Origin of the sequence: Tahibacter aquaticus, assembly GCF_004363655.1 — a bacterium.
Lineage (GTDB): Bacteria > Pseudomonadota > Gammaproteobacteria > Xanthomonadales > Rhodanobacteraceae > Tahibacter > Tahibacter aquaticus.
In genome coordinates, this window is record NZ_SNZH01000007.1 from 206,148 (window position 1) to 229,611 (window position 23,464).

The following is a 23,464-nucleotide window of genomic DNA, read 5'->3' on the forward strand; positions in this document are numbered from 1 at the left end:
TCGCAGTGTGGCGACGCCCTGGCCGAATCTCAACTGCTGTCGCCGGTTCTGCCAGAGACGGCGCAATCACGATGCGTAGCAGTAGACGCACAACTGGCTGCGACACTCCTTACAATGGCGCCGCTGATGGTTTCGCCGACACAGGGGAGTGCGAAGGCCGTGATCGAAATACCCGGATACCAGATCAAACGCGAGATCGGCCAAGGCGGCATGGCCAGCGTCCATCTCGCGGTGCAGACCTCGCTGGAGCGCCAGGTGGCGCTGAAGGTGATGTCGCCGGCGCTGGCTGCGGATCCCGCGTTCACCCGGCGCTTCCTGCAGGAAGCGCGCACTTTGGCTTCACTGGCGCACGCCAACATTGTGCAAGTGTTCGACGTCGGCGTGACGCCGAACCAGTTGCACTATTTTTCCATGCAGTACCTGGCCGGCGGCGACTTCATCGCACGCGTTCAGCGCGGCCTGGACGAAGCCGAGCTCAAGCGTGTGCTGGTCGGCGTGGCGCGGGCGCTGACCTATGCGCACGAGCGCGGCTACGTACACCGCGACGTCGCGCCCGGCAATATCCTGTTCGACTCGGCCGACAATCCGGTACTGACCGATTTCGGCATTGCCCTGGCAGCCAGCCAGTCCACCCGCATTACCAGCACCGGTTTCTCGGTCGGTACCAGCCATTACATGAGCCCGGAGCAGGCCCGCGGCGGCGATCTGGACGCGCGCTCGGACCTGTACAGCCTCGGCGTACTGGCCTGGTACGGCCTGAACGGCAAGCCGCCCTATGACGGCGCCGACGGCTTTGCCGTGGCCTATGCCCATGTGTTCGAACCCATTCCGCGCCTGGCGCCGGAAAAGGCCCACTGGCAGGAACTGATCGACCGCTGTCTGGCCAAGGATCCGAAGGATCGCTATGCCAATGCCGAGCAGGTGCTGGCGGCGATCGACACGGTTTCGGTCGGCCGCGCCGCCCGCAACGGCGAAGCCGTGGCCAAGCCGGCCGAGGCCGCAGCGGCCAAGCCGGCTGCAACCGTGGCATTGGCGCGGCCCGAGCCGGCCAAGCCTGCCGCGGCGTCCAAGCCGGCGGCAGCCAAGGTAGCAGCAGCGAAGAAAATGGACACGGATACGCCGGCGCGCAGCAGCAGTGGCGCGCTCTGGCTGGGCCTGGTCGCGGTCGGCGTGCTCGGTGCCGCGGGCCTGGGCGGCTATATCTGGTGGACTTCGCGTGCGCCGCTGGCGCCGGTGGTGCAGGCGACTGCGGCAGTCACGCCGCCGCCTGCTGCCACTGCACCGCCTGCCTCACCGCCCACGCCGGTAGCACAGGTGTCGGCGCCGCCGCCGGAAGCCACGCCGCCAGAAACGCCGTCCGCAGCCACGGGCATTCCGGTCAATGCGGCAACCAGCGGCACCGATGCAGCCATCGATTCGCTCGCAGCTGTGCCGCCCGAGACACTTCCCGAGGAAACCTCCGCGGTGTCCGACGCGGTGGCGACGATGCCCAGTGGTCCGACACCGCTGCTGATGGAAGACGGCGAGCCGGCCAATCCTGCCGACGTGCCGACGGTGGAAGATCCGGTGCAGAAGCTGGTGCGCCTGGCCAGGGCCGATCTCAAGGCCCAGCGCTATGCCGCGCCACCGGATGCGAACGCGCTGGACCGCTTCCGCCTGGCCTTGCGCATCGATGCCAAGGACAAGAACGCCAAGCAGGGCATCAGCGATACGGCCAAGGCCTACTACGCCCTGGGCAACAAGGCCTATGGCGGTGGCGACCTGGCTACGATGAAGACGAATTTCGACAAGGCGCTGGAAATCGCCGCGTTGATTCCCGAGGCCAGGCCGGTTGCCGACGAGGTCAAGCAGCGCCGCAGCAACCTGGCTACGCCGCTGCTCGAGGAGGCGCGCCTGGCGGCGGCTGCCTGGGACAAGGCCAAAGCCAAGGCAGCCTATGACAAGGCGCTCGCGCTCGATCCGGGCAATGTTGCCGCGCAGGAAGGTCTGCGCAAATTGCCGTCGATCGGCTCTGCCGGTTTCGTTTTCCGCGACAAGCTCGACGATGGCAGCCAGGGGCCGGAACTGGTCGTGCTGCCCGGTACCAAGCTCGCCGCCGGCCGCTACGAGGTGACTCGGGCCGAATTCCGCCGCTACTGGACGGCGGCGGGCAAGACCACCAAGGAAGTGTCCTGCCGCGACCGCGAGTCGGTGTTCCGCAGCTCCAAGAAGCGCGGCTGGCAGAATCCGGATATCGACCAGGACGACTCGCATCCAGCAGTCTGCGTCAGCTTCGAGCAGGCCAGCGGATTCGTGCGCTGGCTGTCGCAGCGCACCGGCAAGACGTATCGTCTGATGAGCTCAGCCGAGTTCGACAGTTTTGCCCGCGAGAGCCGTGGCAACAGCTGCACAGCGGCGAATCTGGCCGACAGCGCGTTCAACAAGGCGTTCGACTCGCGCTCCGGCGCCACCTGCGACGACGGTTTTGCCGGCACAGCGCCGGTAGGACGTTTCGGCGCCAGCGCCAGCGGGCTCTACGATATTGACGGCAATGTGCGGGAATGGGTGGCGGAGCGCCGTGCCCGCGGCCGCAGCTGGCTTTCGCCGCCGGAAAAGGAAAGCGTGGACGCGAACGAAAGCGTGAGCGGCGACGTGGCGCTCAACAGCCTCGGCTTGCGCGTAGTACGCGAGCTGGACCGCTGAATCCGTACCGACGGGGGGCAATGCTGGCAGGCGCGGCCTTGTGCTTTTTGCCTGCCCTGGCTGGCCGGGAATTAAACCGCACATTGCGTGGCTGAGCCGCGTAGCGATACGGCTACGAGTGGCTTGCTCCGGGCGGAATGTTCGCCCGCGGCAGCAAAAGCCGTTTGTTGCGTCGCTTGCGCGCTGCAATACACGCCGCCTAAGCTGTCGAGAATAGCGCGCTCCGGGATGGGAGCGGGCACTGACGAACGATCAAGGGGCAGGATCGAATGAAGCTGATTTTTCCGAACGGCGAGCATGAGCCGGTAACCCTGGGCGAAGGCATCACCGCGATTGGCACGGCGGCCGAATGTCCTATCGTCCTGGCTGCGCCCGGTATCGCCCTGCGGCACGCGGAAGTGCACCTGCGCAATGGACAGGCGCTGGTGCGCGTACCCGATCCGCGCAACGTCGTCGTACTCAACGGCCGCCAGGTGACGACCGATACGGCGCTCAAGGCAGGCGATCTGCTGCTGTTCGCCAAGGTCGGCTGCCAGGTGCTCACGGCTCCCGAAAAAACCCCTGCGCCGCCGCCGCGTCCAGCGGCAACCGACGAGAACGACGGCCGCACGCGCATCCGCCAGGCGCTGCCCAAGTTCATGCTGCGCGGCGTTTCCGGCTCCACCTTCGGCAAGACCTACGCCCTCGTCGGCACCATGACCATAGGCCGGCACCAGGAGTGCGACATCAGCCTGCCGGGCGATGAAATCTCGCGCCATCATGCCCGCGTACAGGTACTGCCTGACGGCGTCATGGTCGAGGACATGGGCTCGGCCAACGGCACCTTCGTCAACGACAAACGGGTGCACAGCGGCGTGATCAAGCCGGGCGAGGAGCTGCGCCTGGACACGGTGCGCTTCCTGCTGATGTCGCCGGGCATGGAAACGACCAAACCGAACCTGAGCGCGCCGGTAGCGGCAGCGCCGGAAAAATCCGGCCCTGGCGCGGGCTTGTGGATCGGCATTGGTATCGGTTTTGTCGTCGTCGCGGTGGTGGTCGCGAAGCTGGCCGGTTTGTTCTGAGCCGGTCGTTGCTGATGTGACGGGCGATGACCGCAATGTGGCGGTCGCCGCGCAACAACCTTCGGCGCAATTCGCTGCGCTCATCGCGCCCTGGGTGAGGGTTGCGACACGACGTATGCATCGGAGCGATTGCGCCAGCTGCGACGAGCAGCAGCGAATGGCATCGCAAGCTGCCGGCACTACGCGTGCTGCCCGCACTGACAATGCGGTGTAAGCTGATTTACCGTGCTTACCCGCCCAGCGTCACCCGCATCGACAGATCGACCGCGCGCACATGCTTGGTCAGTGCGCCGACGGAAATGAAATCCACACCGCTGGCGGCAATGCTGCGCAGGCGCGACAGGTCGACGCCGCCGGAAACCTCGATTTCCGCGCGGCCGGCGACTTCTGCAACGGCGCGGGCAAGGTCGGTATCGGAGAATTCGTCCAGCATCACGCGGTCGACACCCGCGGCCAGCGCCTGGTGCAATTCTTCAAAATTCTCCACTTCCACTTCGAGCAGCAGCTCGGGATGGCGCGCCCGTGCCGCGGCGACGGCGGCCGCCAGCGACCCGGCGGCGGCGATGTGGTTTTCCTTGATCAGGATGGCATCGTACAGGCCGATACGGTGATTGCTGCCGCCGCCGCAGCGCACGGCGTACTTCTGTGCCAGGCGCAGGCCGGGCAGGGTCTTGCGCGTATCCAGCACACGCGTGCGAGTACCCGCCAGCGCGGCCGCATGGGCAGCCGTGACTGTGGCCGTGCCCGACAAGGTCTGCACGAAGTTCAGCGCGCAGCGTTCGGCCGAGACCAGAGCGCGTGCATTGCCGCGCATTTCCACGAAGCGCTGATTCGGTTGCAGCCAATCGCCGTCGGCCGCGTACCAGGTGATGGCAATGTCGGCTGCCAGCTCATGGAAACAGGCCTCGAACCAGGCCTGGCCGCATAGCACGGCGGCTTCGCGCGAAATGACGTACGCGCTGGCGACGGCGTCGGCCGGCAGCAGTTCGGCCGTGGCGTCGCCGCTGCCCAGGTCTTCGGCCAGGGCGCGGCGCACATCGGCCAGGATCAGCGCCGTGTCCGGCGGTTGTAATCGCATGTCGTGCATCCTTGCGCGGACTTCAGCTGGCGGGTGCGGCGGCAGCGACGGGCGCCATCTTGGCCGCGTGCGTGCTCTTCAGGCGCTCGACGATCGCATCGAGTGCGCGGTCGAACAGCGGTACTTCTTCCAGCACTGTGATGCGGCCCTCGGCCAGGTCGCTGGCCAGCTGCACCAGGGTGCGGTCCGCCACCTTCAGGCCTTTGCGGTTGACGAACAGGTATTTCGAGCTGATCGGGCTGATCCAGGACAGCTTGGCGCGCTCCTTGGCGCCCTGGTCGTCGAGGAATTCGATCCAGGTGCCGACCTTCAGCTCGCGCACGGCAATCACCCAGCGCTCGTCCAGCGACTCCACCGGCAGTGCAGGTGGCTCTTCCTCGGCGATCGAGCTCATCACCGTATCGCCGCCGTCCTGGCTGGGCGGCGGCAGCGGATCGGTCAGTTCCAGCATCGGCACTTCGGTGACCGCGGTCGGCGCCGCCGGCTGCAGCAAGGCCTGATAGAGCACGTTCAGTTGCAGCATCAGGCGACGCACGTCGGTCTCGTCGAAAGCGACGGTCGCCAGGCCATGGCGCAGGGTTTTTTCCAGTTGCGGCAGCACGGCGGTCAGGCGCTCGCGTTCTGCCGCGTTGTGCTTGGGCTGTACGCTCCAGACCAGCTCGTCGGCGAAACGCAGTGCGTGGCGCCATTCGTCCGAACTGTCGCCCTGGCGCAGCAGCACAAGGACGAGATAGTTCGCCCAGGGCCGCGACAGCAAGTTGCGGATCATGTCCGGCATGTTGCGGTTTTCGATGCGCAGGGTGATCTCGCGCGCCGCGGTACGACGCGCATCGGTGAGCTTTTCGCGACCACGGGTGGCTTCGCTGGCGCGCTGTTCGGCCAGCTCGGCGCGGCGCTTGTTGGTATCGGCAAAGGCTTCGAAATCGACGCGCAGGCGATCGAAGATGCCGAGGTCGTCCTCGAAATCCTTGAGTACCGATTCGACAATCTCGCGCACCTTGTCGTACAGGCGGTGGTCGCGGTCGGACTCTTCCGACCAGCCCACGCATGCTTGCGCCAGGCTGTCCAGCAGCACGCGTGCCGGATGGGTGCGGCGGGCAAACAGATGCTTGTCGAGCAGGGCGACCTTGAGAAAGGGAATCTGCAGGCGGCCAAGCATGGCCTGCATCTGTGCTGGCAGGTTGCGGTCCTGCAGGATGTATTCGAACAGCATGCCGACCAGGTCGATGGTGTCTTCATCGGCATTCGATACATTGGCGCCGTTTTCGCCGCGCAGTTTGCCGGCCTGGCCCAGCAGTTCCTCTTTGACGCGCAACGCCACCTGGGCCGATTCGGCCGCGCTTTGCGCGCTGAAATTCTGGTTCTGCAGCATAGACAGAGCTGACAGCAGCTCGCTCGGGTTCAGCGGCATCACGTTCGGGTTGTAGGTGGCCGGCACGTAGCTGGCACCGCTGCCGTCGGGACTGCCTTCGCCGCGCCGCGTGGCCAGCAGCGAACGCAGCGAACTGTACAAATTCGCCTGCAGCTCGGCGGCGACCGCATCCACCGGCACGTAGCTGTTGGCGCCTTCTGCCTGCTCCAGTCCGGGAATGCTGGGTGGCGCTTCGCCGGGGCGGCTCGGCGGCGGGGCCGGGCTGCCGGGGCGGCGGGCGACCGTGGCACGCATCTGCGGCAGCACGCCGGCATGGACCAGCAGCGCGTTCAGTTCGTCGTAGAACTGGTCCAGGCCGCCCATGACGTAGCGGTCGAACAGCTTGTAGATGATCAGCCGCACGGCCAGCTCGACTTCGAGCTCGCCGCTGGCGAGACGGAAGGCCTGGCCTACCGCGGCCGGACCTACCGGCGAATTGGTATCTTCCACGCGCTGGTTGCTGATATGCGACAAGCGCTGGTTGATCGCAAACAGGACGCGCTGCAGGCGGTTCTCGGTTTTCGCCACCATGCTGGCTACTGCCAGCGACTCTTCCAGTTCGGTGTTCTCGACCAGCGACAGCGACAGTTCGCCGTTGCTGTTCTCGGGCTTGGCCACAATGCCGCGGCCGGCGGCAAAATCGACGAACTGCCGTGCCAGTTGCTCCTGGAAGCGCGCTTCGATCTGCTGGCGTTTCTTGCGCACTTCGCGCATGCCGTCGAAATACTGCGCCTGCACGGCATTGTTGTCGGCCTTGCTGGCCAGATCGAACAGGGCGTCGTCGGCGTTCTCGAACAGCGTCGTAGCCAGCGCGGTCAGGCGCTTGAGTGCGTGAATGCGCACCTGCGCCAGTGCTTCTGCAGGCTTCTCGCCAAGGCTGGCTGCGGCGCTGCGCTGATTCAGATCGACTACTTTGGGATTGTTGTCGTTAGCGCTCATAGGCCGCATGGGTGGTTGGTCTCGGCGGTTGGGCGGTACCTTGCCAGCATCGGAAACCCCTCAGTCGCCAGAACCGATGGATTTCGCCCCGCAGTATTCAGGTGGGAAAGCCGGACAGCTGGGTAGTGCCTATGGCTTCGTCGGCCAGCATCACGGGGATATCGTCCTCGATCCGATAGATGACTTTCGCGTCGGCAGTCAACAAACCCGCAGCAAGGGCCGTGCCTACCTTCTGGCCTGCCACGGTTTCAACGGTGCCGCTGCGTATCGAAGAATTCAAGGCATCGAGCTGTTGACGCGACAGCAGCGCCAGAGGCGCCTTGCTGACCGGGCAACACAGGATGTCCAACAGGCGCTTGTCCATGGCCCACGTCCCTGCAAGGATTTGCCTCTACAATACCGTTTTTGCCCAGGGCGGACCAATGAGCATGGCGAGCGGCAGCGAGCCTCTGATAGGCGTAGTGATGGGATCGCGGTCGGACTGGGACACGATGCAGCATGCTGCCGACACCTTGACCCGTCTGGGCGTGCCGCACGAAGTGCAGGTCGTCTCGGCGCACCGTACCCCCGATCTGCTGTTTCGCTATGCCGAGCAGGCAGCGGCGCGCGGTCTGCGCGCCATCATCGCGGGTGCCGGCGGTGCGGCACATCTGCCCGGCATGCTTGCGGCGAAGACCGCCGTGCCGGTGCTTGGCGTGCCGGTGCAGTCGCATGCGCTCAACGGCATGGATTCGCTGCTGTCCATCGTGCAGATGCCGGCCGGCATTCCCGTGGCGACGTTCGCGATCGGCAAGGCGGGTGCCATCAATACGGCCTTGTTCGCCGCCGCGCTGCTGCAGGCCAGTCACCCCGACATCGGCCAGGCCCTGGCCGAGTACCGCCGCAACCAGACCCAGACCGTGCTGGATAACGCGGACCCGCGCCACTCATGAGTACTGTAGGCATTCTCGGTGGCGGCCAGCTCGCCCGCATGCTGGCCCTGGCCGGCGCTCCGCTCGGCGTTCGTTTTCTTATCGTCGACAGTCTGGCCGACGCCTGCGCCAGCCAGGTCGCGCCGCTGCAACAGGCCGACTGGCGCGACTTTGCCGCGCTGGAGCAGTTTGCCGGCCGCATCGACGTCGCCACCTTCGATTTCGAGAACGTACCAGCCGAGACCGCGCACTGGCTGACCGAGCACACGGCGGTCTATCCGAATCCGCGCGCGCTGGCGCTGGCGCAGGACCGCCTGGCCGAGAAGACCCTGTTCCGCGAGATCGGCCTGGATACGCCGGCTTTCGCCGCGGTCGAGAGCAAGGAAGAACTGATCCAGGCGCTGCAGACGATCGGCTATCCGGCCGTGCTCAAGACGCGGCGTCTGGGCTACGACGGCAAGGGCCAGTTCCGCCTGCGCAGCGCGGCCGATGTCGATGCGGCCTGGGCGGCGCTGGGCCATGCGCCGCTGATCGTCGAAGCGTTCGTGCCGTTCGAGCGCGAGTTGTCGGTGATTGCCGTGCGTTCGCGCGAAGGCGAGTTCCGCACTTATCCGCTGACGCAGAACTGGCATGCCGACGGCATTCTTTCCATGAGTCTGGCGCCGGCACCCGATTCGGACAGCCTGGCCGAGCAAGCCTGCGCACTGGCCCGGCGTATCGCCGAGACGATCGACTATGTCGGCACCTTTGCGCTGGAGTTGTTCGTGCACGAGGGGCGTCTGCTCGGCAACGAGATGGCGCCACGGGTACACAATTCCGGCCACTGGACCATCGAAGGCGCGCCCTGCAGCCAGTTCGAAAACCATGTGCGCGCCGTCCTGGGCCTGCCTTTGGGCGATACCGCGTCGCTGGGGATCAATGTGATGTTCAACTGGATCGGCGACCTGCCCGAATCGGCGCCAGTACTGGCCGAGCCGCGCGCGCATTGGCACGACTATGGCAAGGAGCCTCGCGCCGGACGCAAGGTCGGTCATGCGACCTTGTGCGCCTTTACCGTAGTGGAAATGCGTGAGCGCCTGGCGCGGGTTGCCTGGGCGCTGGGACGCGAGGACCAGGCCGAGCCGGTACTCAAGGCACTGGCCGGCTGATCTCGGCGCCGGCTGCAGGCACAAAAAAGCCGCTCGATGAGCGGCTTTTTGTCATGCGCTGCGCCAGGGCTTACGCCATCTGCGACTGCACATAATCCCAATTGACCAGATTCCAGAATGCTTCCACGTACTTGGCGCGGGCATTGCGGTAGTCGATGTAGTAGGCGTGTTCCCACACGTCGCAGGTCAGCAATGCCTTGTCCGAGCCGGTCAGCGGTGTGGCGGCGTTGGAGGTGCTGAGCAAGGCGACCGAGCCGTCGGTGCGCTGTACCAGCCAGGCCCAGCCCGAACCGAACGTGGTCAGGGCCGTGTTGGTGAACTGTTCCTTGAAGGCGGCGAAGGAGCCGAACGCCGCGTTGATCGCGTCGGCCAGCTTGCCGATGGGTTCGCCGCCGCCGTTGGGCTTGAGGCAGTTCCAGTAGAAGGTGTGGTTCCAGATCTGCGCGGCGTTGTTGAACATTCCGCCGCTCGATTTCCGGATGATCTCTTCCAGCGGAAGATTCTCGAATTCCGTGCCCTTGATCTGATTGTTCAGATTGGTCACGTAGGTCTGGTGATGCTTGCCGTAGTGGTAATCGATGGTCTCGGCCGAAATGATCGGCGCGAGCGCATCCTTGGCATAGGGCAGGGGAGGGAGTTCGATCGCCATGGGCTGTTCCTTGCTGGTGGGCTGGTGGCTGGAAACCGGGATTATAGGTAGCTCATGGCGGCAATGCGCGACCGTTTCAAGCGGCGCGCGCGCGCGGCCTGCCGATGGGCCTGCCGTGCGCTGCTACAATCGCCGGTCTCGCGCCGTCGCGCCGCCATTTGCCAGGTTTCCGCCATGGACATTCTCGAAAGCATCAAAACCACCGTCGAAGGCAGCCCCATCGTTCTTTATATGAAGGGTACGCCGCAGTTCCCCATGTGCGGTTTTTCCAGTCGTACCGTGCAGGCGCTCAAGGCGGTCAATGCCGACTATGTCGCGGTGAATGTGCTGGAAGATCCGGAAATCCGTGCCAACCTGCCGCGCTATTCCAACTGGCCGACTTTTCCGCAACTGTTTATCAACGGCGAGTTGATCGGTGGCTGCGACATCACCCTCGAACTGTACGACTCCGGCGAGCTGGAGCGCATTGTGCGCGAGACGCGGAAGCCGTGATGGCAACCCTGCCTGCGGACTGGACGCCTGCTGCCGTCGCTCTCAAAGGCCGCACCATCCTGATTACCGGCGCCACCGGCGGACTTGGCCGGGCCAGTGCGCTGGCCTGTGCGGAAGCCGGCGCCTGCGTTGTGCTGCTGGGGCGCAAGGTGCCGGCACTGGAAAAACTCTACGACGAGCTTGAAGCGCTGGGCGGTGCAACGCCGGCGATCTATCCGCTCAACCTGGAAGGTGCGACGCCGGCCGACTACGAACAGCTCGCCGATACGCTGGAGCGCGAGTTTGGTGGCCTGGACGGCCTGGTCCACGCGGCGGCCCATTTTGCCGGGCTGACGCCGCTGCGCGAATTCAAGCCGGAAGAATGGATGCGCGTATTGCAGGTCAATCTGAACGGTCCGTTCCTGCTGACCCAGGCCGTGTTGCCGCTGCTGCAGCGCTCGGCTGATGCCAGCGTGGTGTTCGTCGAAGACGATCCGGCGCGCGTACGCAAGTCGTTCTGGGGCGCCTATGGCGTGGCCAAGGCGGCCTTGACGGGCCTGGTCGCGATGCTGCACGAGGAAACCGAGAATTCGACCGTGCGCATAGCCAGCCTGTTGCCGCCGCCGATGCGCACGGCCTTGCGCCGCATGGCCTATTTCGGCGAGAACACGCTCGACCGCCCCGAACCCGCCCAGTTCGCCGCCGCCGTGGTCTACCTGCTGTGCAGCGAAGGCAAGGCAGCGCGCGGACAACTGCTCGACCTGCGTACCACGCACTGATCGGTCGACGGGGAAGTCCAGGACATGCCAGAACCCGCTGTTGTTTGCTGCTGCCTGTTGCTGTTGCCGTTGGAACCCCCTTGAGAAAAGGGGGGAGCCCTTGCAGCGCAAGGGTTTTGCAGGGTTGTGGAGACACGCAGCCGGCCACAAAAGCCACAAACACAACGCTACCTAGGAGTCGGAATGGATAGCCAGATGAGCACCGTGTCCGCAGGCATCCTGCTGTTCCTGATCATGGATCCGCTCGGCAACATCCCGGTTTTCCTGAGCCTGCTCAAGGGCGTAGCGCCGGAACGCCGGCGTCTGGTGCTGCTGCGCGAACTGCTGATTGCACTGGTGGTGCTGTTCGCCTTCCTGCTCGGCGGCCAGTACATATTGAAGGTGCTGCAGCTCAAGCAGGAGTCGGTCAGCATCGCCGGCGGCATCATCCTGTTCCTGATCGGCGTGAAGATGGTCTTTCCGCCCAAGGAAGGCGGCATCTTCGGCGATACCCAGGGTGGCGAGCCGTTCATCGTGCCCATGGCCATTCCCGGCGTCGCCGGGCCGTCGGCCATGGCTGCGCTGCTGCTGTTGACCAACACCCAGCCCGGCAAGCTGCCGCAGTGGGCGCTGGCCTTGTTCGCTGCCTGGTTCGTGACGGCGCTGATCCTCTGGTCGGCCACCTATCTCTATCGCCTGCTCGGCGAAAGCGTGCTGACGGCGCTGGAGCGCCTGATGGGCATGATCCTGATTGCACTTTCCGTACAAATGCTGCTCGACGGCATTGCCAGGTACCTGCACGCGCCGCCGCTCTGAACCGTTGGCAAAGACCGAATAGAGGCTCCATTCAAACGCCTGTAACATCGGCGTCCGAGCATCGCTCGAACCTGAATGGAGATGGTCGTGATCAGCGTCGAACGCAGCCTGTATGAGAAGTTTCCGCGCCTGGCCGAAGGCGTGGCGCGCACGTTCTCGCAGCCAGTGGTCGGCTTGCTGCGCAAAGTGGTCTGCGAAGAGCAGGTCAACCAGGCTCTCGCCGCGCTGGATTCGTATTCCGGCTTCGAGTTCGTCGAGCAGGGCCTGGAACATTTCGACATCAGCTACAGCGTGGCCAATACGGACCGGGAGAACATTCCCGTCGACGGGCCGCTGGTGATCGTCGCCAATCATCCCCTCGGTGCCTTCGATGCGTTGGCGCTGCTGCAATTGGTCGGCAGCGTGCGCCGCGACGTGCGCATCCTGGCCAACGATGTCCTGATGCACCTCACCCGCCTGCGCTCGCTGTTGCTGCCGATCAACGTCTTCGGCGGCGATGCAACTACCGCCGGCGGCATGCGCGAAGCCTATCGCGCGCTGGAAGCAGGCCAGGCATTGATCGTGTTTCCTTCCGGCGAAGTGTCGCGCATGCGCCCCAATGGCGTACGCGACGGACGCTGGTCGGCCGGTTTCCTGCGCATGGCGCGCAAGACCCAGGCCTCGGTGCTGCCGGTGCACATCGCGGCGCACAATTCTCCTTTGTTCTACGGCGTGTCGATGCTGGCCAAGCCGTTGTCGGCCTTGCTGCTGTCGCGCGAGATGTTCGGCGCGCGGCATATGCGCATCGGCTTCACCATCGGCAAGCTGATACCCCCTGCCGCACTGGAGCGCGAGGGCGCCACGCCGGAACAGCTGGCCAAGGCCATGCGCCGGCACGTCTACCAGCTGACCAGGCGCCAGCCCAACCAGTTCAGCACCTCGACCGCGATCGCCCACCCGGAACCCCCGCTGGCCGTGCGCAATGCCTTGAAGGAGCGCGCCGAAATCCTCGGTTCGACCAACGACGGCAAGCGCATCCTGCTGCTGGACGCGCAGCCCGACTGTCCGGTGATGCGCGAGATCGGTCGTCTGCGCGAGCTGGCTTTCCGCCGCGTTGGCGAAGGCACTGGCAACCGTCGCGACCTCGACCGCTTCGACGCGTACTACCGCCATATCGTGCTGTGGGACGACGAAGCCCTGGCCGTCGTCGGCGCCTATCGCCTGGGCGAATCCGCCCGCATCCTGCGCGAACACGGCATGCAAGGCCTGTATTCGGCCTCGTTGTTCGACTACGCCCCTGCCGCCGACGAGTTCCTGCAGAACGGCGTGGAATTGGGGCGCAGCTTCATACAGCCGGCCTATTGGGGTTCGCGCAGCCTGGATTATCTCTGGCAGGGCATAGGCGCCTTCCTGCGTAAGCGGCCCGACCTGCGGTATCTGTTCGGCCCGGTCAGCCTGTCGGCCTCACTGCCGCTGCCGGTGCGCGAGCTGATCGTGCATACCCATGGCCGCTTTTTCGCCGACCCGGACCAGCTCGCCACGGCGCGCAACCCGTTTCAGATTTCCCCGGCCATCGCGCGCGAGGCCGACGCGGCGCTGGCCGGCAAAGATCCCAAGGCAGCCTTGAGCCTGCTCAAGCAGCAACTGGCTACGTCCGACCAATCCATCCCGACCCTGTATCGCCAGTACGTCGATCTGTGCGAGCCCGACGGCGTGCGCTTCCTCGCCTTCGGCGTCGATCCGGAATTCGGCGGTTGCGTCGATGGACTGATCCGCCTCGACTTGAGCCGCCTCAAATCGGCCAAACGCGCGCGCTACCTGACCGAAGCGAGCGCGTCAAGCGAATAACGGGCTAGGGTTTTGCAAATCTGTCATCTGTTGCTGTTAAACTGGAGTTAACGGATCCGCCGGCGCATGGACTCGCAGGGTCAGGATCCAGGGGAAGAAGAACATCAAGGTATTCGGAGCCGCGTACGCCGGTGGGGACCATCGGCGCCGCGGTTTTCGTTTGACCAACGACTGTAACAATTGCACGCAACCCAAGGGTGAAACGATGAATAAGCGACTCCGTGTCAGAGTCCTCCCGCTGATGCTCGCCTCGCTACTGGCTTCCTCGCCAGGCTTTGCACAGAACACTTCGGCGGCCATGTCGGGCCGCATTACCGATGCTGCCGGTGCCCCGGTCGTCGGCGCCACCGTGGAAATCGTCCACGTCCCCTCGAATACCACCAAGACGGTCACCACCGATGCCGACGGACGCTTCGTCGCACGCGGTCTGCGTGTCGGTGGTCCCTTCGTTGTCGACGCGGAAAAGAGCGGCCTGAGCAAGGCCGAGCGCAGCGACGTGTATCTGAAGCTGGCCGAAGACACCACCGTCGATCTCACCCTGGGCGCCGATGCGGCCCAGCTGGAAGCGGTCGAAGTCACCGCCACCGCTCTGTCGTCGACCTTCCTGGCCGACAACAAGGGCCTGTCCACCAACGTCAGCAACCAGCAGATCCAGGCTTTCCCGTCGATCTCGCGCTCGATCCAGGACTATGTCCGCATAGACCCGCGCATCGTGCAGACCGACAAGGAACGCGGCGAAATTTCCGCCGTTGGCCAGAACTCGCGCTACAACAACATCAAGATCGACGCGGTCTCGACCAACGACGAATTCGGCCTGGAATCCACCGGACTGCCGTCGCAGACCGGCAGCCAGCCGATCTCGATCGATACGATTGAAGAATTCAACATTTCCACCGCCAACTACGACGTGACCAATTCGCGTTCCGTGGGCGCGTCGATCAATGCCGTTACCAAGAGCGGCACCAACGAATTCAAGGGTTCGGTCTACTTCACCTACCGCGATCCGGACCTGGTCGGCGAGAACGAAGCCGGCACCAAGTTCACCGGCTTCGGCAAGCAGACCAACAAGGGCTTCACCCTGGGCGGCCCCATAGTCAAGGACACCCTGTTCTTCTTCCTGAACTACGAAGAGTTCGAGCGCACCAACGTGGCGCCGGACGTCGGCGTGCGCGGTTCGGGCGCGACCAACGAAGCAGGCATCACCCAGGCCCAGCTCGACGACATCGTGCGCATCGCGCGCGACAAGTGGGGCTTCAATGCCGGTTCGCTCAATCCTTCCGGCGACCTGACCGACAAGAAGTACCTGGCCAAGTTCGACTGGAACATCAACGACTATCACCGCGCCAGCTTCCGCTACAACAAGACGGAATCCTCGGTGCCGGTGCTGGAACGCCTGACCGGCGGCCAGATCTCGCTGTCGTCCTGGTGGTATGACAAGACCTACGACTTCGAGAACTACGCACTGAACCTGTACAACGACTGGTCGGCGAACTTCTCGTCCGAAGCGTCGGTGTCGTACAGCAAGTACACCAACCAGTCGCTGCGCACCTCCAACCTGCCGGCCATGGCGATTGCGGTTGCTGGTCTCAATGGCGCAGCCAACACCACCGTGTTCCTCGGCTCGGAGCGTTCGCGCCAGGCCAATGCGCTGGACGTCAAGAGCGTCAACGCATTCTGGGCCGGCGACTGGTTCGTTGGCGACCACGACATCAAGTTCGGCCTGGACTACAAGAAGAGCGATACCTTCAATCTCTTCCTGCAGGACTTCTACGGCAACTATGCGTTCGCCAGCATCGCGGATTTCGAAGCGGGTCGTTATTCCCAGCTACCGGCTGGCTATACCGGCGGCCTCCTGTCGGGCAACGTGGGTTATCAGCTCAACGCCCCGATCGGTGGTGATGCAGCTAATGCTGCAGCCGATTGGGCACTGGAACAGTGGGGCTTTTTCGCCCAGGACACCTGGCAGGTCACCTCGAACCTGTCGGTGCAGTACGGCGTACGTCTTGACCGTTTCGTTACCGACGATTTCCCGCTGTACAACGCCAGCGTCGAACCGGTGTTCAACTACCGCAATGACTCCACCGTCAACGGCCTGAAGGTGTGGCAGCCGCGCACCAGCTTCAACTACACCTTCGATACCGAGCGCCCGACCCAGTTGCGCGGTGGCGTAGGTCTGTTCCAGGGCGGCAGCCCGGGCGTGTGGCTGTCGAACTCGTACAGCAACAACGGCCTGCTTTTCTCGACCTATCGTTCGCCGAGCGGCACGGATTTCTCGCCCGATCCGAACAACCAGCCGCGTCCGGTCGGTCAGCCGGTGCTGCAGACCATTTCGCTGATGACGCCGAATTTCCACGCGCCGTCTGTGTGGAAGAGCTCGCTCGCATTCGATCATGAACTGCCGTGGATGGGCTTGGTCGCTTCGGCCGAGTACATCTACCTGGACGTGCGTGACGGCGTGCAGTTCAACTATCTCAACCTCGGTCCGTCCACTGGCAAGCTGCCCGATGGCCGCGCGGCCTATTGGGGCAATATCAATACTGCTCAGACCAGCCGTTCGCGTCGCAATCCGAACTTCGGTGACGTGGTGTTGCTGCGCAATACGCACGAAGGCAAGGCGAACAACCTGACCCTGTCGTTGGAAAAGCCGTTCTCCAACAGCTGGGCTGGTCGCGTCGGCTACTCCTACGGCAATTCGACCGAAACCAACGTGGGCTCGTCCTCGGTCGCGCTGTCGAACTGGAACTCGCTCGCGGTCTACAACGCCAATGAAGACGTGGCCGCCACGGCCGCTTCGGAAATCCAGCAGCGCTTCACCGCGGTGCTGAGCTGGCGTCATGCCTTCTTCGGCGACTACAACACCACGGTGTCGAGCTTCTACGAAGGCCGTACCGGCCGTCCGTACAGCTATACTTTCTCCAATGACGCGAACGGCGACGGCAACGCGGGGAACGACCTGTTCTATGTGCCGGTCGACGCCAACGACGTGATCATTGCCGATCCGACCCAGGCGGCGAACTTCTGGAACTATATCCAGAGCAACGAGTTCCTCAACAGCCACCGTGGTCAGGTCGTCAGCCGCAACAGCGCCCGCAGCAAGTGGATCAACCAGGTCGACCTGCGCTTCTCGCAGGAAGTACCGGGCTTCTTCAAGGGCAACAAGGGCGAGCTCTGGATCGACATCCTGAACTTCACCAACCTGCTCAACAAGAAGTGGGGCCATATCGAAGAAGCGCCGTTCAACGGCAACGGCGGCCAGCGCCTCGGCGTAGCCGAGTTCGGCGGCGTCGATGCGGCTACCGGCAAGTACATCTACCGCTATCCGCGTGCCGCACAGGACTACGTGACCAAGGACAACATCGGCGAATCGCGCTGGGCGGTCCAGGTAGGTCTGCGTTACTCGTTCTGAAACTCGTAGTGAACTTGCGCCGCTGTTTGCTGGCGCACTAGGAAGCCCCCTGGCCTTGCCGCCAGGGGGTTTTTATTTATGGAAGCTGGTGAGGCAGAGGCGGTCGGCCGCAGGTTCGCATGTCGGGCTCCTGGTACAACTCCCAGAATCCTTGGGAGTGCGCATATCCTTCACTCAGGGTGTTGTCCGAATAGACGACGAAGAACCACTTACTCCCCCACCAATAGCCCAGGTTTTCGTCGCCATCTGCCCAGCCGTGGACGACCTCCCAATAAGCGTAGTTGTAGCGGTCAATCGACGACGACCAGCACGTTGCCGAGTACGGATTGTTCGATGTTTTCGGCACATGAATGTAAATGTGTTGCGGATCTGGAGGCGTAACACCGTCACGCAGGTCTGGAACATTAGGCCAGCCGCCGCTGCCACATACGACGTTGTAAGGATTGATATTGCAGCTGCACTCGGGAACGCCTGGATACCACTGGCAAAGTTCCGGCAGTCCGCTAGGTTGGGCCCATGCTGATCCGCCTACTGCGAGAGCTGCCAAAGCGCCCAAGCGGGCGACTGTGTTGTGTAAGGTCATGACCAATCCTTTCAGGTAAGTATGTTTGTCACATTGTGTGACAAATGAAAGAGTAGGCATGATTTCGCTTGACGGAGTTAGCTTGAGGTTAAACCTTCCGGACGCACCCGGATGGTCACGGCGTGCGATGTCCCACCCGGGCCGCAGTTGACGCACGCTTCCGCATGCGGAATGCTGGCGAAACGACTCGAAAGCCCCTAGTCGGGCGCGGAACACGGTGTTCCGCACACGTTGCTTCGGCCCCGGTCGCGCTGGATTTGTCGTCCACCGCGCTGCTAGGCCGACCCTGATCCCCGCGATGTCGCGACGGCGCGATATCGCCTGCAGAAGATGGAAATCCATGAGCCCAGAAAGCAAGACCTCCAACCGCCCCACCACCGTATCGGCGCGCATTTCCCCCGCCGCCGGCCTCGATGTACTTTCCCGCAATGAAGTCAGCCGCCTGCGCGATGCCTCCCAGCGCGGCGTGCGCGCGCTGCTGCGTCGCTGCGCGCTGGCGGTACTGACCCAGGGCGTGGAAACCGACGACGCCCGCGCGCTGCTCGATCGCTACCCCGATTTTGATATCCAGGTGCTGCAGCAGGACCGCGGCATCAAGATCGAGCTGAGCCACGCGCCGGCGCAGGCCTTCGTCGACGGCCGTATCATCCGCGGCGTGAACGAGCTGCTGTTTGCGGTAATTCGTGACATTGTGTACGTTGCAACACAGATGGAGGCCGAAGGCTTCGATCTGGACGATTCCGCCGGCATCACCCACGCGGTGTTCGAGATCCTGCGCAACGCGCGCGTGCTGCGCCCGCATAACGATCCCAACCTGGTGGTGTGCTGGGGCGGCCATTCCATCGCCCGGCGCGAATACGAATACACCAAGCAGGTCGGCTACCAGCTCGGCCTGCGCAGTCTCGACATCGTCACTGGCTGTGGCCCCGGCGCGATGAAGGGGCCGATGAAGGGCGCCATCATCGGCCACGGCAAGCAGCGGCGGAAGAACAACCGCTACATCGGCATCACCGAGCCCGGCATCATCGCGGCCGAGTCGCCGAATCCGTCGGTCAACCACCTCATCATAATGCCCGACATCGAGAAGCGCCTCGAAGCCTTCGTCCGCGTCGGTCACGGCATCATCGTGTTTCCGGGCGGCGTGGGCACGGCCGAGGAAATCCTCTATCTGCTGGGCATCCTGCTACATCCGGACAATGCCGGCATTCCGTTCCCGCTGATCTTCACCGGCCCGCGCGAATCGGCCGCGTATTTCGAGCAGATCGACCGCTTCCTGCGACTGACCCTCGGCGACGATGTCGCCAAGCGCTACCACATCGTCGTGGACGACGCGGCCGAAGTGGCCAAGCTGATGGTCAAGGGCATCGACAAGGTGCGCGACTATCGCTTGGACACCAAGGACGCGTTCTTCTTCAACTGGGCGCTGCGCATCCAGATCGACCTGCAGCTGCCGTTCAAGCCCACTCACGAGAACGTGGCCAGCCTGAAGCTCAATCGTGACCAGCCCGCCTATCGCCTTGCTGCGGACCTGCGCCGTGCGTTCTCCGGCATCGTCGCTGGCAACGTCAAGGAAGACGGCATCCGTGCGATCGAACAGCACGGCCTGTTCGAGATCCACGGCGAACCGGAAATCATGCGCGCACTCGACGGCCTGCTGCAGAGTTTTGTCGCGCAGCACCGAATGAAGTTGCCCGGCGGCAGCGCCTACAAGCCTTGCTACCGCGTCATCGTCGACTGATTTGCATGCCGATACGCCATAAGAACTGAAAATGCTTGACGAGGGCAGGGTGTATCGGCAAAATCCCGCGCCTTACACATTCCCCGATAGCTCAGTCGGTAGAGCAAGTGACTGTTAATCACTGGGTCGGCGGTTCGAGTCCGTCTCGGGGAGCCAAATAAAAAGCGTAGCGAAAAGTCGGTCCCGATTTTTTTTTGCCATGCTGTTTCACACATCAAACCCGGCCTAGTGCCGGGTTTTCTTTGTGCGCCCCTGCGTATTGCGCATCTTGTAAAAAGAACAAAGTGGATTGTTTGCGCGGAGCGGCGTGGCGCCGCGGTGTCGTTGGCCGTCGTCAATGCCACTGCTGCGTAAGCCGGCTCGCACCAGTAGGGCGCGCGGGCCTGTCAGCCGTGTCGACTCAGCGCTCGTAGTCCAGGCTGTCGCAATGCTGCGCGATAAATGTCGCCAAACCGGCGCTGGCGCGGGCGAGTTGCTTCGGCGTGGCCAGGTGGCGCGAACCGGCGCTCGCCTTCGAATAACGTCAGACAGCGCCGCCGCCGAACTGCACGATGATCGCATCATCAAAGGTGCGAAAGGCAGGCACGCCCGAATTATCCGAGCGATTGGCGTATTTCTGCAGAGAAATCACTGCCGGCACCGTTTCGCATTCCGTTGCGCCAGAGGATAAACGGGCCGGCAGTGTAGAACGGGTGCTGCATGGACGCGTCGATCGCCCTTGCGAGCGCTCGACTGGCGTCGGGGCCGCTAAGCGGTACTCAGCAGCTTTGCGCGCTCGTCGCGGATCAGCGACTCGTTGAGGCGGATGAACTCGCGCAGCAGGTCATCGTCGGGATTGCTGGCGAGCTCGGCGCGGGCGCAGCGCACATAGCATTCCAGCCGTTGGATGGTACGGATGTCGGTCAAGGTCTGGCGTGCTGCGGCTTGCATGGTTGTTCCTCATGATCGCGAATGGCCTCGGCGCTCTGCAGCGCGCCGGCCGTCGGCTTGCTCGGTCATGGGGCTTATTCGTCCCATCAGCGTTACGGGCTTCCTTATGCCCGCCGCGGGCCCACGTCCTCGAAGCCACACCAGACTGCGCCGTCTGGTGTGGTTGCGAATCAGGAAAACACCGGCAGTTGTCTAGGAAATTTCCGAGATCTGTCCGGGTTGGAGCGCGGCGGCGGCAGATGTTGCGGAAACTGCGCCAGGCGGCGGCTCAGGCTCCTATGCCGGCACAGGCGGTGGCCGCCTGGGCCGCCGTTGCGCTGCCGGTACGCGCGCGCCCTGCATTGTTGACGACGATCGTGCGCGCGCTGGCGGCGCCGCCGCGGTTGCAGAAGGTCAGCGTGACGTTGCTGCCCTCGCTGCTGCCGTCGGGCAGGTAACGGATGCGTGGGCGTCCGCTGCTGCCTGCGATCTGCACGCCGGTCTGGCCCGTGTCGCGCAGCAGTATCGGTTCGGCGGCGTCGCGTTCGCCGTTGCGGTCGCCGTCCAGGAAAAGTATCCAGCCCTGATGCCACCAGGGTGTGCGGAGGCAATGGTCTTCCTGCGCCGGGCAGGCCACGACGACCTGGGCGCTGCTGACCGCGCTGCTGCGTGCTGTGGCCAGCGTAGTCATCCATTGGTGAGTGCTGCCGCGCAACTGTGCACCTGCGTTGAAATCGCCCAGCCAGGGCAGGGCGACGGCCAGGCCCACACCGATGAGACCGAGGGTGGACAACAGTTCGATGAGGCTGATGCCGCGCTGCGCGGCGCCGGGAAAGTGCTGCATGGGCGTGCTCCGAAAGATGGGAGCGGCAGATTAGGCAGTGGCGCGCTGTCTCAGCAGCGGCGATTGCCGCGTGCGCTAATCGGATGTTTCCGAGCGCGGCCTGGGCTTGATCGCAGTGCGCGTACTCCCCACCTATACTGGCGTTTCGACGGGAGCAAACCATGACCGACCGGTTCCAACTGGTGTCGCCGTATCAGCCAGCCGGCGACCAGCCGGCGGCCATTGCCCGTCTTATCGACGGTTTCCAGGCCGGGCTGGCGCACCAGACGCTGCTCGGCGTCACCGGCTCCGGCAAGACGTATACGATTGCCAATGTGGTGCAGCAGATCCAGAAGCCGACCCTGGTGCTGGCGCCGAACAAGACCCTGGCCGCGCAGCTGTACGGCGAATTCAAGGAGTTTTTCCCGCATAACGCGGTGGAATACTTCGTCAGCTATTACGACTACTACCAGCCCGAGGCCTACGTGCCGTCGAGCGATACGTATATCGAGAAAGACTCCTCGATCAACGACCATATCGAACAGATGCGCCTGTCGGCGACCAAGGCACTGCTGTCGCGCAGCGACGCGCTGATCGTGGCGACGGTGTCGGCCATCTACGGCCTGGGCGATCCGGACCAGTACCTGAAGATGCGCATGCACCTGATGCGTGGCGAGCATACCGACCAGCGCGAGCTGATCCGCCATCTGACAGAACTGCAGTACACGCGTGGCGACTACGAGCTCAAGCGCGGTACCTATCGCGTGCGCGGCGAGGTCATCGACGTGTTTCCGGCGGAAAGCGAAATGGAGGCCTTGCGCATCGAGTTGTTCGACGGCGATATCGAAAGCCTGTCGATCTTCGATCCGCTGACCGGCGTGGTATTGCGCAAGGTGCCGCGCTTTACCGTCTATCCCAAGACGCATTACGCGACCACGCGGGAAAGCGTGCTGCACGCGGTGGAAACGATCAAGGAAGAACTGCGCGAGCGCCTGGACCAGTTGTACAAGGCGAACAAGCTGCTCGAGGCGCAGCGCCTGCAGCAGCGCACCCAGTTCGACCTGGAGATGCTGGTGGAGATCGGCTACTGCCAGGGCATCGAGAACTACTCGCGCCATCTCACGCGCAGCCTGCCCGGCGATCCGCCGCCGACGCTGTTCGACTATCTGCCGGCGGATTCGCTGCTGGTCGTGGACGAATCGCACGTGACCATTCCGCAGCTGGGCGGCATGTACAAGGGCGACCGCTCGCGCAAGGAAACCCTGGTCGAATTTGGCTTCCGCCTGCCGTCAGCGCTGGACAACCGGCCGCTGCGTTTCGAGGAATGGGAGGCGCGGGCGCCGCGCTCGATCTTCGTGTCGGCCACGCCAGCCAAATACGAGCTGGAAAAGTCCCAGGGCAGCGTGGTCGAGCTGCTGGTACGGCCTACCGGCCTGGTCGATCCGCAGGTCGAGGTGCGTCCCGTCGGAACCCAGGTCGACGACCTGCTCGGCGAGGCCAAGAAGCGCATTGCGTTGGGCGACCGCGTACTGGTGACGACCCTGACCAAGCGCATGGCGGAGAACCTGACCGATTACCTTGGCGAACACGGCATACGCGTGCGCTACCTGCATTCGGACATCGAGACGGTAGAGCGCGTGGAAATCATCCGTGACCTGCGCCTGGGCGTGTTCGACGTGCTGGTCGGCATCAACCTATTGCGCGAAGGGCTGGACATGCCCGAGGTGTCGCTGGTGGCGATTCTTGATGCGGACAAGGAAGGCTTCCTGCGTTCCGAGCGCTCGCTGGTACAGACCATCGGCCGCGCAGCGCGCCATTTGCGCGGCAGGGCGATTCTCTACGCCGACCGCATCACCGATTCGATGAAGGCGGCGATCGAGGAAACCGACCGCCGCCGCGCCAAGCAGGTGGCCTACAACCTGGAACACGGCATCACGCCGCGTTCCGTCGTGCGCAAGATTTCCGACATCATGGAAGGCGCGCGTGCGGACGCTGCCAACGAGAGGGCAGGCAAGGGCAAAGGCAAAGGCAAAGGCGAGCTCAAGGTGGCCGAGGCTGCCGCCGACTATTCGCTGCTGTCGCCGGAGCAGATCGCTGCACGCATCAAGAAGCTCGAGGCTCAGATGTACAAGCACGCCCAGGATCTGGAATTCGAAGAGGCTGCGCGGGTACGCGACGAAATCCACACGTTGCGTAACGAAGGCTTGATCAGCTGAGCCGCCCCGTCGCGCCGATTCGCAACGGCATCGATGGA

General features: G+C 63.9%; 18 protein-coding genes and 1 tRNA gene. 12 read left to right on the forward strand and 7 right to left on the reverse strand.

Going from position 1 to position 23,464, the window contains the following annotated elements; genetic code table 11:
- Positions 1–159: 159 nt before the first annotated feature.
- Both DFR29_RS13190 and DFR29_RS13195 read left to right on the forward strand, forming a co-directional pair.
- Positions 160–2,682 (forward strand): bifunctional serine/threonine-protein kinase/formylglycine-generating enzyme family protein, encoded by a 2,523-nt coding sequence (locus tag DFR29_RS13190; protein ID WP_166654070.1) that lies wholly within the window; start codon positions 160–162, stop codon positions 2,680–2,682.
- A 269-nt stretch (positions 2,683–2,951) separates the two neighbouring features.
- Entirely contained in the window at positions 2,952–3,743 is a 792-nt protein-coding gene (locus DFR29_RS13195; RefSeq protein WP_133819077.1) for an FHA domain-containing protein, read from the forward strand.
- 229 nt (positions 3,744–3,972) lie between these two features.
- Here the strand turns inward: DFR29_RS13195 and nadC are convergent, their stop codons facing one another.
- From nadC to DFR29_RS13210, 3 genes are all read right to left on the reverse strand, one after another.
- Positions 3,973–4,830, reverse strand: coding sequence for a carboxylating nicotinate-nucleotide diphosphorylase (nadC, locus tag DFR29_RS13200; RefSeq protein WP_133819078.1), 858 nt, complete (start codon positions 4,828–4,830; stop codon positions 3,973–3,975).
- A gap of 13 nt (positions 4,831–4,843) precedes the next feature.
- The gene (locus DFR29_RS13205; RefSeq protein WP_166654071.1) at positions 4,844–7,171 is read right to left on the reverse strand and encodes a DUF1631 domain-containing protein; all 2,328 of its coding nucleotides are present in this window, start codon (positions 7,169–7,171) and stop codon (positions 4,844–4,846) included.
- 97 nt (positions 7,172–7,268) lie between these two features.
- Positions 7,269–7,535: a Trm112 family protein gene (locus tag DFR29_RS13210; RefSeq protein ID WP_133819080.1), complete on the reverse strand. Its 267-nt coding sequence runs from the start codon at positions 7,533–7,535 to the stop codon at positions 7,269–7,271.
- A gap of 64 nt (positions 7,536–7,599) precedes the next feature.
- Here DFR29_RS13210 and purE point away from each other — a divergent pair, with 64 nt between their 5' ends.
- Positions 7,600–8,103: a 5-(carboxyamino)imidazole ribonucleotide mutase gene (gene purE, locus DFR29_RS13215; RefSeq protein WP_243746055.1), complete on the forward strand. Its 504-nt coding sequence runs from the start codon at positions 7,600–7,602 to the stop codon at positions 8,101–8,103.
- A complete protein-coding gene (locus DFR29_RS13220; RefSeq protein ID WP_133819082.1) occupies positions 8,100–9,230 on the forward strand; it encodes a 5-(carboxyamino)imidazole ribonucleotide synthase in 1,131 nt (376 codons plus the stop codon). The genes purE and DFR29_RS13220 overlap by 4 nt, the downstream gene beginning before the upstream one ends.
- 70 nt (positions 9,231–9,300) lie before the next feature.
- On the opposite strand, the gene DFR29_RS13225 is transcribed toward DFR29_RS13220, so the two are convergent.
- On the reverse strand, positions 9,301–9,879 hold the full coding sequence (locus DFR29_RS13225) for a superoxide dismutase (RefSeq protein ID WP_133819083.1): 579 nt from the start codon (positions 9,877–9,879) through the stop codon (positions 9,301–9,303).
- Between the two features lie 174 nt (positions 9,880–10,053).
- Here DFR29_RS13225 and grxD point away from each other — a divergent pair, with 174 nt between their 5' ends.
- The 5 genes from grxD (at position 10,054) to DFR29_RS13250 (ending at position 17,157) form a co-directional block, all read left to right on the forward strand.
- The gene (gene grxD / locus DFR29_RS13230; protein WP_133819228.1) at positions 10,054–10,371 is read left to right on the forward strand and encodes a Grx4 family monothiol glutaredoxin; all 318 of its coding nucleotides are present in this window, start codon (positions 10,054–10,056) and stop codon (positions 10,369–10,371) included.
- Positions 10,371–11,129 carry an SDR family NAD(P)-dependent oxidoreductase gene (locus DFR29_RS13235; protein WP_133819084.1) on the forward strand — a complete coding sequence of 253 codons (759 nt, stop codon included), beginning with the start codon at positions 10,371–10,373 and terminating at the stop codon, positions 11,127–11,129. Before grxD ends, DFR29_RS13235 begins: the two co-directional genes overlap by 1 nt.
- A 195-nt stretch (positions 11,130–11,324) precedes the next feature.
- The gene (locus tag DFR29_RS13240; RefSeq protein WP_133819085.1) at positions 11,325–11,924 is read left to right on the forward strand and encodes a YhgN family NAAT transporter; all 600 of its coding nucleotides are present in this window, start codon (positions 11,325–11,327) and stop codon (positions 11,922–11,924) included.
- Positions 11,925–12,011: 87 nt separating this feature from the next.
- The gene (gene olsF / locus DFR29_RS13245) at positions 12,012–13,751 is read left to right on the forward strand and encodes a bifunctional ornithine lipid synthase OlsF (RefSeq protein WP_133819086.1); all 1,740 of its coding nucleotides are present in this window, start codon (positions 12,012–12,014) and stop codon (positions 13,749–13,751) included.
- A 205-nt stretch (positions 13,752–13,956) separates the two neighbouring features.
- Positions 13,957–17,157 carry a TonB-dependent receptor gene (locus DFR29_RS13250; RefSeq protein ID WP_133819087.1) on the forward strand — a complete coding sequence of 1,067 codons (3,201 nt, stop codon included), beginning with the start codon at positions 13,957–13,959 and terminating at the stop codon, positions 17,155–17,157.
- A gap of 76 nt (positions 17,158–17,233) precedes the next feature.
- On the opposite strand, the gene DFR29_RS13255 is transcribed toward DFR29_RS13250, so the two are convergent.
- Positions 17,234–17,740 (reverse strand): hypothetical protein, encoded by a 507-nt coding sequence (locus DFR29_RS13255; RefSeq protein ID WP_133819088.1) that lies wholly within the window; start codon positions 17,738–17,740, stop codon positions 17,234–17,236.
- A gap of 340 nt (positions 17,741–18,080) precedes the next feature.
- On the opposite strand from DFR29_RS13255, the gene ppnN reads away from it, so the two are divergent.
- Positions 18,081–19,478, forward strand: coding sequence for a nucleotide 5'-monophosphate nucleosidase PpnN (ppnN, locus tag DFR29_RS13260; protein WP_133819089.1), 1,398 nt, complete (start codon positions 18,081–18,083; stop codon positions 19,476–19,478).
- An 80-nt stretch (positions 19,479–19,558) separates the two neighbouring features.
- Positions 19,559–19,634 (forward strand) — tRNA-Asn (locus DFR29_RS13265).
- Positions 19,635–20,225: 591 nt separating this feature from the next.
- Here the strand turns inward: DFR29_RS13265 and DFR29_RS13270 are convergent.
- Positions 20,226–20,408, reverse strand: a complete 183-nt coding sequence (locus tag DFR29_RS13270; protein WP_133819090.1) for a hypothetical protein — start codon at positions 20,406–20,408, stop codon at positions 20,226–20,228.
- A gap of 268 nt (positions 20,409–20,676) precedes the next feature.
- Positions 20,677–21,231, reverse strand: a complete 555-nt coding sequence (locus DFR29_RS13275) for a GspH/FimT family pseudopilin (RefSeq protein WP_133819091.1) — start codon at positions 21,229–21,231, stop codon at positions 20,677–20,679.
- Positions 21,232–21,392: 161 nt separating this feature from the next.
- Between DFR29_RS13275 and uvrB the strand changes: the two genes are divergently transcribed.
- The gene (gene uvrB / locus DFR29_RS13280) at positions 21,393–23,426 is read left to right on the forward strand and encodes an excinuclease ABC subunit UvrB (RefSeq protein ID WP_133819092.1); all 2,034 of its coding nucleotides are present in this window, start codon (positions 21,393–21,395) and stop codon (positions 23,424–23,426) included.
- Positions 23,427–23,464 lie beyond the last annotated feature (38 nt).